The 12,695-nt window shown below is 48.3% G+C and carries 12 protein-coding genes; 6 read left to right on the forward strand and 6 right to left on the reverse strand.

Annotated elements, in window-relative coordinates; translation table 11 throughout:
- Positions 1–21: 21 nt before the first annotated feature.
- The 3 genes from J2736_RS16195 (at position 22) to J2736_RS16205 (ending at position 2,629) form a co-directional block, all read left to right on the forward strand.
- A complete protein-coding gene (locus tag J2736_RS16195; RefSeq protein WP_310499640.1) occupies positions 22–714 on the forward strand; it encodes a phosphatase PAP2 family protein in 693 nt (230 codons plus the stop codon).
- Positions 715–767: 53 nt separating this feature from the next.
- Positions 768–1,463 carry a class I SAM-dependent methyltransferase gene (locus J2736_RS16200; protein ID WP_310499641.1) on the forward strand — a complete coding sequence of 232 codons (696 nt, stop codon included), beginning with the start codon at positions 768–770 and terminating at the stop codon, positions 1,461–1,463.
- Positions 1,464–1,597: 134 nt separating this feature from the next.
- Positions 1,598–2,629: an LLM class flavin-dependent oxidoreductase gene (locus J2736_RS16205; protein ID WP_310499642.1), complete on the forward strand. Its 1,032-nt coding sequence runs from the start codon at positions 1,598–1,600 to the stop codon at positions 2,627–2,629.
- Between the two features lie 9 nt (positions 2,630–2,638).
- Here J2736_RS16205 and J2736_RS16210 read toward each other — a convergent pair whose 3' ends face one another.
- Positions 2,639–2,947, reverse strand: coding sequence for a hypothetical protein (locus tag J2736_RS16210; protein WP_310499643.1), 309 nt, complete (start codon positions 2,945–2,947; stop codon positions 2,639–2,641).
- A gap of 117 nt (positions 2,948–3,064) precedes the next feature.
- On the opposite strand from J2736_RS16210, the gene infC reads away from it, so the two are divergent.
- Complete coding sequence (infC, locus tag J2736_RS16215) at positions 3,065–3,553, forward strand: translation initiation factor IF-3 (protein ID WP_310499644.1); 489 nt, start codon at positions 3,065–3,067, stop codon at positions 3,551–3,553.
- A 516-nt stretch (positions 3,554–4,069) separates the two neighbouring features.
- On the opposite strand, the gene J2736_RS16220 is transcribed toward infC, so the two are convergent.
- The gene (locus J2736_RS16220) at positions 4,070–4,924 is read right to left on the reverse strand and encodes a C39 family peptidase (protein WP_310499645.1); all 855 of its coding nucleotides are present in this window, start codon (positions 4,922–4,924) and stop codon (positions 4,070–4,072) included.
- A 160-nt stretch (positions 4,925–5,084) separates the two neighbouring features.
- Here J2736_RS16220 and J2736_RS16225 point away from each other — a divergent pair, with 160 nt between their 5' ends.
- On the forward strand, positions 5,085–6,332 hold the full coding sequence (locus tag J2736_RS16225; protein WP_310499646.1) for a M48 family metallopeptidase: 1,248 nt from the start codon (positions 5,085–5,087) through the stop codon (positions 6,330–6,332).
- Between the two features lie 75 nt (positions 6,333–6,407).
- On the opposite strand, the gene J2736_RS16230 is transcribed toward J2736_RS16225, so the two are convergent.
- The 4 genes from J2736_RS16230 to J2736_RS16245 all read right to left on the reverse strand — a co-directional run bounded on the left by J2736_RS16230 (position 6,408) and on the right by J2736_RS16245 (position 11,392).
- Positions 6,408–7,550 carry a conserved virulence factor C family protein gene (locus J2736_RS16230; RefSeq protein ID WP_310499647.1) on the reverse strand — a complete coding sequence of 381 codons (1,143 nt, stop codon included), beginning with the start codon at positions 7,548–7,550 and terminating at the stop codon, positions 6,408–6,410.
- Between the two features lie 111 nt (positions 7,551–7,661).
- Positions 7,662–8,249, reverse strand: a complete 588-nt coding sequence (locus J2736_RS16235; RefSeq protein ID WP_310499648.1) for a guanylate kinase — start codon at positions 8,247–8,249, stop codon at positions 7,662–7,664.
- 155 nt (positions 8,250–8,404) lie between these two features.
- Positions 8,405–10,486, reverse strand: coding sequence for a DEAD/DEAH box helicase (locus tag J2736_RS16240; protein WP_310499649.1), 2,082 nt, complete (start codon positions 10,484–10,486; stop codon positions 8,405–8,407).
- Positions 10,487–10,696: 210 nt separating this feature from the next.
- Positions 10,697–11,392, reverse strand: a complete 696-nt coding sequence (locus J2736_RS16245) for a hypothetical protein (protein ID WP_310499650.1) — start codon at positions 11,390–11,392, stop codon at positions 10,697–10,699.
- Between the two features lie 278 nt (positions 11,393–11,670).
- Between J2736_RS16245 and coxB the strand changes: the two genes are divergently transcribed.
- Positions 11,671–12,687: a cytochrome c oxidase subunit II gene (gene coxB / locus J2736_RS16250; protein WP_310499651.1), complete on the forward strand. Its 1,017-nt coding sequence runs from the start codon at positions 11,671–11,673 to the stop codon at positions 12,685–12,687.
- Positions 12,688–12,695 lie beyond the last annotated feature (8 nt).

Genomic DNA, 12,695 nt, shown 5'->3' on the forward strand with positions numbered 1-12,695 from the left:
CCGTGGGAGGCATGAGAAAAAATGAAGGGGAAAGTTGTCGTTAGAGATATGGCATGGAGTTTTGGGGGAGCAGGTGCTCTGCTCCTTATTTTTATTGTGCTGTCGCAGAGCTTTTCGGCGAAATGGCTGCAAGATTTTGATCAATATGTAGGCGGTTACATTCAAGAGCAGCGAGGGGATCTATTGACTGCCATTGCGAAAGTATTCACCTTCATGGGGAGTGGATCCACCGAATTCATCCTCTTTTTTCTAGTTGCTGCACTCTTAATATTTAAATATAAACATCGGTTGGAAACACTAGTCTTATTCCTTGGTGTACTGGGCGCTTGGGGGCTAAATACAGGGCTTAAGGGACTTATTGAACGTGATCGTCCATCCTCAGACGGTTGGTTAGTGGAAGTTGATGGGTTTAGCTTTCCAAGTGGTCACGCGATGGTTTCGCTTCTGTTTTACGGACTGCTTGCGTACTTGTTGTGGGTGAATGTGCGCCAGACGTGGAAATCGGCATGGTGGATACCAACGGTAGCTGGCTTTGTCATTCTATGTATTGGCGTAAGCCGGATTTATCTAGGTGTTCATTATCCCAGTGATGTGTTAGCTGGCTATATGGCTGGTGGTATTGCTCTCTTGGGTTGTACGCATGCGCTGCGGTCGATTAGGAGCAGGAAAGCGAGAACGACTGGCCGAAATGTAGGCGCAACTGGAAATGGCTAACGTAAGGTATCCTAGTAACTATTAGAGATGAATGTCTGAATGCCTATATAACGATGCTGAAAAATAAGAACTCTGAATGGGGAAATGATATGGATAACTACGTGTCTCGCTTTTTTACATATGAGGATACCAAGAATCAAGACATATTCTATTCGTTGCCTAATCATTGGTGGAGTCGACACTATGAATATATCTGGGCTGCCCATTTTGTTGAAAAAGATCACGTTGTACTAGATGCTGCCTGTGGCTTGGGTCATCCATTCAAGTATTATCTAGTCGACAAGTGTAAAGAGGTATACGCTTGTGACATGGATGAACGCATTCTAGATAGAGATGAAATCATTAAAGAGCTGGAATATTATGTGGGGAAAGCGAATATAGATCAAATTAACCTTTCCACTTTAAGTAAGCCAAATATAACAATTGCTGATATTTCAAAATTGCCATATGAAGACGCGAAGTTTGATGTTGCATTTTGTATTTCGGTTATGGAACACATCGAGGACATGAGCGTGCAATTGCGTGCTCTAGAAGAGTTTAAACGCGTTTTGAAAGATGGGGGTAAACTGATTATTACCGTTGATTATCCTGACGTACATGTGGAGAAATTTTTAAGCTTAATTGACGAAGCGGGGTTACAACTAGCTGGAGATCATGACTTTACAAAGCCAGCTAACGCCATTACTTCTGACTTTTACGGCAGGGACTTATGGTGCATTCGCTTTGTTCTAGAAAAAAATAACGTATAATTGACCACCACGGTATCAACTCGCCCAACAGGACAACGCCACTTCGGTTTGTCCTTTTTTCTTTTGTTAGCTGGGCGTTGTATAATTGACATCAGTATCATCATCGGCAGAAGACTTAGAAAGAAGGGATGACTATGCTGAAGCTAAGTATTCTTGATCAGTCACCGGTATCATCCGGCTTTACCCATAGTGAAGCATTACAACAAACCATTGCGCTCGCGCAGCTCGCTGACCGTCTCGGCTACACCCGATTCTGGGTGTCGGAGCATCATAACTCAGCAGGGCTTGCCGGTTCCTCGCCAGAGGTTTTCTTATCCACCCTAGCTGCTCGCACAAGCCGAATTCGGCTTGGCTCTGGCGGTGTGCTGCTGCCTCATTACAGCGCCTATAAGGTTGCTGAAAATTTCCGCATGCTGGAGGCGCTCTACCCTGGGCGCATCGACCTAGGGATCGGGCGTGCGCCCGGCGGCACGCCGCATACAGCCAAAGCGCTGCGTGGCGTCGGCGCGGATCTGTTCGAGGGACTGGAGCGGTTCCCCGCGCAAGTCACGGATCTGCTGCGGTTCCTCACCGACTCGGTGGAACCGGGGCACGTGTTCGAGGGCATCCGCGCCACCCCTTTGGTGGCCTCGATGCCTCAGGTGTGGCTGCTCGGCTCCACGGGGCAGAGCGGGGTCTATGCGTCGCAGGCAGGCGCAGCCTTCTGCTTCGCGCACTTCATCAACGGCGCGGGAGGCCAGCATGCGGTGCGCAGCTACCGCAGCTCGTTCCAGCCGTCCGCATTGAATGTCGTCCCGCAGGCGACGGTCTGCATCTATGCGCTGTGCGCCGAAACGACAGCAGAAGCGGAGGAACTCGCGACCTCGATCGATTTGCGTATTCTGCAAATGGAAAAAGGCGAGTTCACCGGAGTGAAATCGCCGAAAGAAGCAGCGGAATACGTGTATTCCGACTGGGATCAAACGCGTGTGAGAGACAATCGCTCACGGATGATCGTAGGTAATCCAGGAGAAGTCAGGGAACAAATCCTGCGACTCGCTGAGAGCTACGGTGTTGATGAAGTCATGGTCGTCGCTGGCGGCCACCAAGTGGAAACGAGACTCCAGACAGTGGAACTGTTGGCAGAAGCTTTTCAGTTAAGCCATCAGCACAGTTACGTCATCTAGGGGCAGGGCTTAGCGCGCGCGCTTCGGCCGCTTATCGATTTCTTGCGTCACAATGAATGCCAGCTCTTCATTGCCAAAGAGGGAAAGCACACCAAGCAATGTGTCATCCGGTACTTCGCCGGCTTCCTCTTTGGGTACCGTTAATTCAAGAGCTTTCTCTAGGGCTTCATTATTTGGCTGTTCAGGATATGCGCTGTGATAAAGTGCTGCAGGATCCAGACCATGGTTAATACACCACTGTGCAAAAACCAAAATCATCATATGCTCTTCACGTTTGTAATTCTCGATCATTTGCTCTTCTAATTGTTTATTATTCATGGGGTAATCGACATCTCCTTATATAACTTCATGGCAAAATGATGTATGAGCTAGTCCAACTTCGATCCACCTAAGGGTGGATGGGTTCATTATAGCGAAAGATTAGGTGTATTCACAATGATTATTAAGAATGAGAAAATTAAAGCCTCCGAAGTTGAGGTTACTGGGCTTCAGGGCGAAGATCTAGGTGTGATGTCCACGAAAGACGCACTAGCTCTTGCCAAAAAGCTAAAAGTTGACCTCGTCTGCACCTCGCTCATGAGCAGCCCGCCTCCTTGCAAGTTGATTGGAGCGGGAGCCGCCAAACAAGAGGCCTTGCAGGAAAAGCAGCAGGCACGGAAACAAGAGCAAGGCCCGAAGGTCAAGGAGCTTCGCTTGACAGCTAACATCGAAGACCACGATCTGGATACGAAGCGCCAGCAAGCGGAGCGTATCCTCAAGGGCGGGGACGCCGTCTTGCTGGTCGTTAAGATCTCCGGCAAGGAAGGCGCAAAAGCGAAGGAATTGCTAGAGACGCTGGTTAAGGAGCTAAGCCCCCACGGCAAGAAGCACACCGGTATTCAATTAAGCGGGAAGCAAGCGGCCGTTCAGTTGGATCCTTTGTAAAGAGTGGACAAGCAAAGCGGTGATCACCAAAAAAAGCATGGACTACCCTAGCGGGTTTTCCATACTTTTTTGGTGCGGCTATTGGGGGTCCGCGGACGAAACTTTACTAGCTCGAAAGGCGATCTCACTTCACCTGCTAGTCCCTTGATCTCACTTCCATAAACTCATCCTCTAGCGTCACTTATCACGCTTGTTCCTTGATGCCACTTCAGTCACCAGTTTTCCTTACTCAGCACCAGCCAAACGTAACTAGCACCAGCCCTCCCTCAACCAACGCCAGTTGAACATAATTAACAGGAAAAAGTACAGTTAATTTCTTCGGAATTACTCTTTATAACCAAATAACTGGAAAAAATCCATCTAATCTGATGCTTTTTCCAAGAAAACAAATTAATGCTCTAAATTAACGACATATTTTCCATTTAAATGTTAATTTTGATCCCAATGAGCAAAAATAGATGTACTATTTCCAGTTAAAATACGAAGATAGAAGCAAGGAACGAGCTAATTCCCAAACTAGGTGATGATTGTAATTGCTTGTGAGCCCATGAGCTCCCAAGCTTCTTTAAAAGCAGCCAAGGAGTAGGTCTCTTGCTCACCCGTCATCGGGTCGTTCATGTAGGCGTAATCATCGTCCCATCCTGTAAGGAGAAGGGTGTGCTCCGGCTGATACCAAGGAACGAGCTCGCCTGCTTCGTCTTCCCACTCCAAATCCAAGTATGGCGTGTCCATATGCTCAGTAGCCCAGATCATTGCTGGGCTGCCATGCGCGATAACCTCAAGCAAATCGTCAAAGGTGGTTCCTGTCAAATCGCGAATATGACCAGGCAGCCACTGATTCATCAGCTTGGCAACAGGGGCGTGATAAATGCCATAGCCGACATCAAAGGGATCGCCAACAAAGACATCTTTGGGATTGGAACCGACGAAGGCGCCGTCTTCATTTTCGTAAGGCATGTCCCCTTTGGGTAAGGCATCAGCGACCTCAGCTTTGGTTATCGGTAATCCAGCCCAATTCAGCAGCATAGTGGCAGCGACTGCCTCACAACCATTGGGCAGCTCAGGGAGCTGTGAGATGGCGGGAATGGCTTGTAGTTGGACATGATGCGCAGTGAGGGTGGGTGCTTCAGCTTCATCTGTTGTTGTTTGGTTAGTCGTAGTCGTGGATGCTACCTCGGCTGTAATCGTTTTAGCGGGTGATGGGATTTCCGTGGCCTTTTCCGATGCCAGATGCTGCTCAGGTATTTCTCCATTTGGTCTGGATAGCGTGACAAGTTGATTCGCAGCGGGATAATGGGATTTTATAAGTGGAATAAGTGTCATGCTGAACAAAACGAGCAATAGAAGTGTAAGTAATTTGAGTTTCTTCATGTAGCACATCCGTTCCTGTCAATGTTCTCATTACATCATGGGCGGATAGAGAATGCAAGATAGGATATCCAAAATATGCCTTTGACACATACGACACAGCTTTACTCGCATAGACTAGGTAAACAAGCATTGTCAAAGAAGATGACTGTGGAGGCATGGGATGAAACGTTTCTATTTATGGTGCGCAGCGGCTTTTGCTAGTTATGCCGTTCTCGTGATTGTATATTTCATGAAAGGGGATTTATTTCAAATTCCTATGTCATTAGTGGGCACTGCAGCGGATCCCAATACGTTCATGACCCATGCAGAAATTGCCAAAGCGGAGACGCTTTCGCGGATTCACTCATTAACCTTTTTCATAAGTTCTCCCTTGCAAATTGGGGTGACCGTTGCTTTATTCGGCATTGCCGTCAGCTTCCGTCAACTTGCGGAGAAAGTATTCCGAGCTTCATTCCTGCAATTACTCTTCTTTATCGTGCTTTTTACGCTCGTTATGGACGTGCTGTTTCTACCGATTGATGTATTTTTGTTTAAAATCGATCAAGCCTACGGCATCTCCAATGAGACACCTATCCTTTTTCTAAAGGATTACATGAAAACTTTTTCCATAGATATCGTGGGCACGATCGTGATGGTTGTTATTTTTAGATGGATCTCTAAGTGGAGTCCTAAGCGTTGGTGGGTTTGGCTGTGGTTGATTTCCATTCCATTGATCCTGTTTGTCACATTTATTCAGCCTGTGGTGTTGGACCCGTTGTACAATCAATTTCAACCACTTCAAAATCAAGAACTTAAGGCGCAAATTCTGGATCTCGCTGCCAAATCACAGATTCCGACTGATCAGGTTTACGAAGTTAACATGTCAGAAAGAACGAATACGATTAACGCTTACGTGAATGGCATTGGTGGCAATGCGCGTATTGTGCTGTGGGATACGATTTTGAATAAGCTGCAGCCAGCTGAAATTCTGACCGTCATGGCGCACGAGATGGGACATTATGTAGAACGTCATATTTATTGGGGAATTGCTTATGGTGTTGCCCTAAGTTTTGTAGGTTTCTGGCTGGCCTTTCATGCATACCGATTGATCTTGAAGCGATGGGGTTCGCTGTGGGGAATGCGCGGGGAGAGGGATTTAGCGTCTTTGCCGATTCTGCTAGTGCTTATTTCGCTGATGGGCTTCCTTTCGTCACCGGCACAAAATGCTTTCTCCAGGGTGATCGAACATCGGGCAGACGTCTATGCGATGAAAATGACAGGAGATGGCGATGCGGCGATTCGCGCTTTTCAGCATATTGCCAAAGAGAATCTCAGTCCAGTCACGCAGCCTAAGCTCGTACAGTGGTTCCGCGGCTCTCATCCGACGATTGAGGAGCGAATTATGTATTTCGAGCAGTTTAGGAAGTAGGGAGTTAGTAGGCAAAATCAAAAAGCACGAATGCTCACCTACATACATAGGCAGCTTTCGTGCTTTTATTAGTAATTAGTCGTTTCTACGTGTCATTTGCTGCCATACAGAGCCTTCAGCAGCATGGCCGCCTTCAATGCGCTCGAGCGCGATCTTCACTTGCATACGAACCTCAAATTCGGTGTCGTCTGCTGCTTGCTTTAGATCCTCAAGCACGCTCCGGTCGCCTACTTCATATAGGAAACGCGCAGCCCGCCAACGGACGAGCTTGTTGCGGTCTTTGAGCGCCTTGGCCATCGCCGGCATAGCGGCGGGGTCGCCGAGATCGGACAGTGTATCGCCTGCTGTCCGACGAACAGAAGGTGTATCGTCCTCGAGGGCACGATACAGATAGGGCAGTACCTCGGGTTCCTTGATATCCCCGAGGTACACCGTGGCCAGTCGCCGAAGCGACGTGTTCTCGTCCTGCAACGCAGTGACGAGAAGGGACAGCGTCTCTAGCGACGGCTGGATCTTTTGAAGCGCGGCGTAGCGCAGCTTCCAGTCACTGCTGCGCAGCCCCTCAGCGGCTGCGACAAGATCTTCTGCGGCGGCCTCCGGAGCCGCAGGGGTGTCGGAGGTCTCCTGCATCGCGCGGGAGACCAGCTCTTCCAAGCGGGCATCGTCGTAAGAAGCGTCCAGTTCCTGGACGACTTCGCCCGCGATGTCCGACAGCTCGCCGTAGCGGACGCCGAGCTCCTCGAGCTTCCGCTCTTTGATCAGGTTCGGCGAAGCCGTACCTGCGCGCACCGCGGCCTGCGTGAAGCGTTCCGGCATAGCGACGCGCGCTTCTTCTGAGCCTGCGCGTACCCTCACCTGGAGCGGAATACCGCGAAACATTTGCACGAGCACCTGCGCTTCGCCGAAAGCGGCCTCAGCCGCAGGTTGCTCGGCAGCCAATCCAGCGCTAGTCGCTCCCTGAGCTTCTCCATAAATTTCTCGCGCTTGCGCCAGGATGAACTGCCAGTCCCCCTTGGAGCTGCGATCTACCGCAATGAAATCAGCTGCGTGAAACACACTGATGACGCCGGGCACAGCAAGTAACTTCTGCACGTCCTCGGGAGCGTTAATTGCATTCTTTTTCGTATATGTTTCTCGGACGCCAGCCGGTAAGGATTCATCCATATTGAGCTTCATAGAATTCGGGCTGGGTGTTGGTTCGATAGAAATGATTTTCATTACATTCAACTCCTTAATAAGAACGGATCGACGCTGATGTTGATTCGTTAGATGAAAAGGCCCGGACGGGGAACCGTCCAGGCCTTAATCGGCAGCTAGTGCCCTTCGTTTCTAGTCTAAGTCGACTAGGTTACGATTTAAATATAGATCTAACGTTTTGGTAAGATCAAAAACCGTATGCGCCAAGTCCACATTTTCAAAAACATGATCACATTGGTCACGGTAGGCTAATTCATTTTCGTAATCAGACAAATATTTAGAGGCGATTTCTTCCGAATCTCCGCTTTCTTTCATCCGCTCTTCCAGTGTGTCTCGCTGGGCATAAATGAAAATTTGGACGACGCGGTCGCCATATAGCTTTTTGAGCGTTTCGGCGCCAAAACGATTCAAAATCAAGTAAATGCTGCCACTTTGCAGGAACATGCGCTCAATATCTGCGCTTTTGATCCCGTATAGATGGTCATTTACGGTGCTAACCTCAATAAATTCGTCGCCAGCTTGTGCCTGAACAAATTGGGCGGGGGAGATGAAGTGATAATCCTGACCATCTTCCTCTGTCGGTTTCGGAGGTCGGGTGGTGTAGGAAATCACTTGTTTCATTCCCAAGGTGGAGCCGGACATTTCGGCAACGGTTTTACGACCTGCCCCGTGCGGGCCAGTGAATACAAAAATCATTTCCTTATCCTTTAATGCGTACATGGAACATACCTCCTTCGATTGGATGGGGGGGTAAATCCTAAGTGCGTGAACGGGGTGAAACGATTTTTGCCCTGTAGAAACTTAATTAACCATACCTATAGTTTACAACGTAAGCCTTAATTGGTAAAGACTCGCATGAAATCGCTTCATTTCTTTTAGCGCTTTCCGCCGCCGCCGCGTGTGCCTCTTGGCGCACTACCGCGAGCGCCGCCTTGACCGCCGCCGCGCGGGCTGCTTGGTCTGTCGCCGCGAGGCGCGCCACCGCGTGACCCGAAGCTGTCGCCACGAGGTGCTGCGCTACGCGCACCACGCTCGTCACTGCGCCCGCGAGGGGCACCGCTCGTGCGAGCGCCGAAGCTTTCACCGCGAGGAGCACCGCCTGAGCGAGCACCGAAGCCCTCACCGCGAGGAGCACCGCCTGAGCGAGCGCCGAAGCCTTCGCCGCGAGGAGCACCGCCTGAGCGAGCGCCGAAGCCCTCGCCGCGAGGAGCACCGCCTGAGCGAGCGCCGAAGCCCTCGCCGTGAGGCGCGGCACTGCGTGCTGCGCCATCGCCACGGCCCTTGCCGCCGCGAAGCGTGCGAGATGCGCTAGCCGCGTCATCGCGACCTGCGCCAGCGTACTTGTTGTATGGCGAGTAGGACTTATCGCCATGCGGAGCTGAACGCTTGCGCTCAGTACCTTCGCCGCCGCCCTTATAGGAACCTGTTACGCGTGCTTTCGCAGCGCCCATGTTCGTGCCGCGGGCTGGGGCAGCATTCGTTGTTGTTGCTTCATGGATGACTGTTGCGCGTCCCCATGTATTCGGGCTGCGCTCCGAGTTCACCTTAGCCGGTCTTTCGCCTGGACGTCCAGCACCAGCTGAACCGCCGCGTGAACCGAATTTATCGCTTTTGCCGCCAAAGCCTGTTTTACGCTCGCTGCCGTATTGCATATTCGAACGATCGCCACGCAATTCGCGCGCGCCAGGTCTTCCAGCACGTCCGCCGCTGCTGCGTTGCTCTGGGGCACCGCTGCGGTCATTACGTCTACCACCGCGCGAAGAAGCACCAGCTCCGCCTTTACGCGCAGACCCTCTGCCATCTTGTTCAACGAAGTCCTCTGTTCTGGAACGAACGACACGTCTTTGTTGTCCATCGGCACCGCGCAATGACATTTTGATTCCTTTTTCAATGAGCTCAATCGTCGGCATATCTCTTTGTGTTGCGAAGGTCACAGCAACGCCTGACTCTCCAGCACGGCCAGTTCTGCCAATCCGATGGATATAGCTTTCGGCATCTTGTGGTACATCATAATTGAAGATATGCGTTACGCCTTCAACATCTAAACCGCGAGCTGCGATATCCGTAGCGACTAGGAGTTCGATACGACCTTCTCTAAAACGCTTCATTACTTGCTCACGTTTCGCTTGCGATAGGTCACCATGCAGCTCATCTGACATCAAACCGATTTCTTGCAAAGTTTCATTGAGCGCGATCGCTTTGGCTTTGGTCCGACAAAAAATCATCGCGAGATAAGGTCTATATTGTTTGATTGCAGCAATAAGAGCATCCGGTTTTTCACGATCAGTTGTAGGAATAAGGACCTGCTGAATTTCAGTCAAGGTAACTTGTTTACTTTGAATTTTTATTTCTTTTGCTTCCTTCATATAAGCCTTAGACAGATTGATGACCTGTTCGGGCATTGTAGCAGAGAAGAGCAGCGTTTGGCGGTAAGGAGACGTTTGGGCAATGATATCTTTAACTTCGTGCAAGAAGCCCATGTGCAGCATTTGGTCCGCTTCATCTAATACAAGGATTTTCAATTTATAGAAGTTAATAGAACCGCGGCGAAGATGATCAAGCAATCTTCCTGGTGTTCCTACTACTATATGTATGTTACCTTGCAGCTTTCTAAGCTGTTTTTCTACATCTTGCCCGCCGTAAGCGGCTAGGACCTTAGCGCCTGTAATTGGAACCAGGGTTTTTAATTCATTGCTGATTTGAATCGCTAACTCACGAGTAGGCGTAAGAATAAGCGCCTGAACGTCTGAGCTTTCTACATCAATGGTTTCTAATATAGGAAGTACAAAGGCAAGGGTTTTACCTGTACCTGTCTGAGCTTGAGCGATAACGTCCGAACCTTTCAACAAGACAGGAATGGCTTCCCGTTGAATGGGGGTCGGTTCTACGACACCTTGATTTTGCAAAACTTGAACTAATTGTTCTCTGATACCTAATGAGGCAAATCCATTTGACATGGGTAATTGGCCAGCTCCCTTTTTCCTTCTTAGTAAAGACGATTCCCTCATTGTACAGGAATGAAAGACAAATGAAAACAGGAGCTGACCCACAAGCAGAAATAAACCACTTTATTAATAGAAGTTTTACATGCTGGTTGTGCTCCAAGAGACATAGTAAGACCCCCTAAGAGAAATAAAGCTTCCTGTAGGAGGTTAGCCCTAATCTATCTAGTCATGAGGTAGAGATTGTGCCGTTCCAAACACACGAGTAACCGTCTGATTAAAATCCGTTAATAGCGGCATAAGCGAGTGGCCTTTCCAGCTTTCTTGTGCGTAGTTATTCATTTTATTGAGAAAATCTCGATTCGCCGATATATAAACGTCCATGAGATCTGGTTTTAAGACACGCAGCTTCTCTGCTATCGCCTGTTTAAAGGGATGAGAGAGTAAATCATGATGTATGGCCGTTTCATAACTATTGTAACCTTTATTTAGATCATTAGACGGTAAAGAGTCATCATAAGGGTTATCAGCGTTGTAAATTCCTTTTGTCGTTCCCTGGTTATTCGTTTCTTTGGTCCATCCTTTTGTCCCGACGGCACTGCTATCCATCATTAATGCAACATAGGCATTCTGATTCGTAATCATGACTAAAGCCGTATTGACTCCGTCCATGGTGTGCAATTGATCTGAAAGATATTGACTATACTCTAGCTTCGTATTGTTGTGCGTTACGGGACCAGAGAGTTGTTGTACTTGATAGGATCTTTCATTTTGACCAGATTTGTCGACATGAACGCCAAAATTCGAGCTTGTAGAGTCATCGCGATCGCCTCTGTACTGTTTACCGCTAGTACCACACGCAGATAATGTGAGCAGTAGGAATATGATTCCACAAATCGGAAAACCTAACTTCCTGAACATAATTAACAGACCTCCCAATACGATTTATTGTCTATAGGATGAGATGTTTCTGTCTAATTATTCGTGATCACAAATAAAGGCTTTTATGCATAAAGAGGTGGGTGTATGGAAATAACCATGAAGGGAAATATATCGCTACAGACGCTGTTTAAGAACAATTTGTGAACTCTCCTACAGCGATTGACAAAAAGTTTTCACGAATTTATAGTTATTAAAGTGAATTGACATGGGCATGGCCTTCGTGGTAAAAATATTGTTTTAAAAGTGGGGTTGATACAATGAGTCAATTGAAAAAGTTCTGGCGTCTGCTACCCCTTTTAGCGGTGATGACGTTCATGCTAACTGGGTGCGGAGACCCAACCTTATCTGCTTTAGTGCCAAAAGGTCCTGTGGCGACGGAGCAGCTTTATTTAATGAAATTAAGTCTCTTTATCATGATTTTTGTCGTAATTGTCGTATTTGCGATTTATGTGTACGTTTTAGTTCGCTTTCGCAAGCGCAAAGGTGACGAAAGCATACCTAAACAAGTCGAAGGAAGTCACGTTTTGGAGATTATCTGGACGGTAATCCCAATTCTATTACTGTTAGTACTTGCGGTGCCAACAGTGTCCTACACGTTCAAACACTCCGAGAATTACAACAAGAACAAAGACGCTATCCATGTGAAAGTCACTGCGCATCAGTTCTGGTGGCAGTTTGAATATCCAGATCTTGGTATCGCGACAGCGCAACAGCTTGTGATTCCAAAGGATAAAATCATTGCATTTGATGTTGTTTCTGCTGACGTAGCACACGCATTCTGGGTACCATCCCTTGGTGGTAAAGTCGATACGAACCCAGGTATCCGTAATACGCTTTACTTGCAAGCCGATGAAATTGCAACGTTCCAAGGTAGATGTACAGAGCTTTGTGGAGCTTCACATGCTTTGATGAACTTTACAGTGGCTTCTAAGTCTGATGCAGACTTTAATGCTTGGGTTGCCAAAATGAAAGCACCTAACACTGTGCCAGCTTCTGCTCAAAAAGGTGAAGAACTTTTCAAAGAAAATTGTATGTCTTGTCATGCTGTTAATGCTAGCGGTCCAGGGGTTGCACCTAACCTTAAAGGTTTCGCAGATCGCGACACACTTGCGGGTATCTTGGAGCACACGCCTGAGAACTTGGCATCGTGGATACATAATCCGCAAGAACTGAAACCAGGAAATAAAATGCCGGCATTTGGTCAAACAGCTGGTGGTAAATTAGATGACAATCAAATTAAAGATATTGTTACGTACTTACAAACATTGAAATAAACTCTTGA

It is taken from the genome of Paenibacillus qinlingensis (assembly GCF_031455095.1).
In the GTDB taxonomy this organism is placed as follows: domain Bacteria; phylum Bacillota; class Bacilli; order Paenibacillales; family NBRC-103111; genus Paenibacillus_E; species Paenibacillus_E qinlingensis_A.

Excerpts from the sequence above, each read along its gene's own strand:
- J2736_RS16210 (WP_310499643.1), bottom strand. The coding sequence starts at position 2,947 with ATGAATAATAAACAATTAGAAGAGCAAATGATCGAGAATTACAAACGT.
- J2736_RS16230 (WP_310499647.1), bottom strand. The coding sequence starts at position 7,550 with ATGAAAATCATTTCTATCGAACCAACACCCAGCCCGAATTCTATGAAG.
- coxB (WP_310499651.1), top strand. The coding sequence starts at position 11,671 with ATGAGTCAATTGAAAAAGTTCTGGCGTCTGCTACCCCTTTTAGCGGTG.
- J2736_RS16220 (WP_310499645.1), bottom strand. The coding sequence starts at position 4,924 with ATGAAGAAACTCAAATTACTTACACTTCTATTGCTCGTTTTGTTCAGC.
- J2736_RS16205 (WP_310499642.1), top strand. The coding sequence starts at position 1,598 with ATGCTGAAGCTAAGTATTCTTGATCAGTCACCGGTATCATCCGGCTTT.
- J2736_RS16245 (WP_310499650.1), bottom strand. The coding sequence starts at position 11,392 with ATGTTCAGGAAGTTAGGTTTTCCGATTTGTGGAATCATATTCCTACTG.
- J2736_RS16225 (WP_310499646.1), top strand. The coding sequence starts at position 5,085 with ATGAAACGTTTCTATTTATGGTGCGCAGCGGCTTTTGCTAGTTATGCC.
- J2736_RS16240 (WP_310499649.1), bottom strand. The coding sequence starts at position 10,486 with ATGTCAAATGGATTTGCCTCATTAGGTATCAGAGAACAATTAGTTCAA.
- J2736_RS16195 (WP_310499640.1), top strand. The coding sequence starts at position 22 with ATGAAGGGGAAAGTTGTCGTTAGAGATATGGCATGGAGTTTTGGGGGA.
- J2736_RS16200 (WP_310499641.1), top strand. The coding sequence starts at position 768 with ATGCTGAAAAATAAGAACTCTGAATGGGGAAATGATATGGATAACTAC.
- J2736_RS16235 (WP_310499648.1), bottom strand. The coding sequence starts at position 8,249 with ATGTACGCATTAAAGGATAAGGAAATGATTTTTGTATTCACTGGCCCG.
- infC (WP_310499644.1), top strand. The coding sequence starts at position 3,065 with ATGATTATTAAGAATGAGAAAATTAAAGCCTCCGAAGTTGAGGTTACT.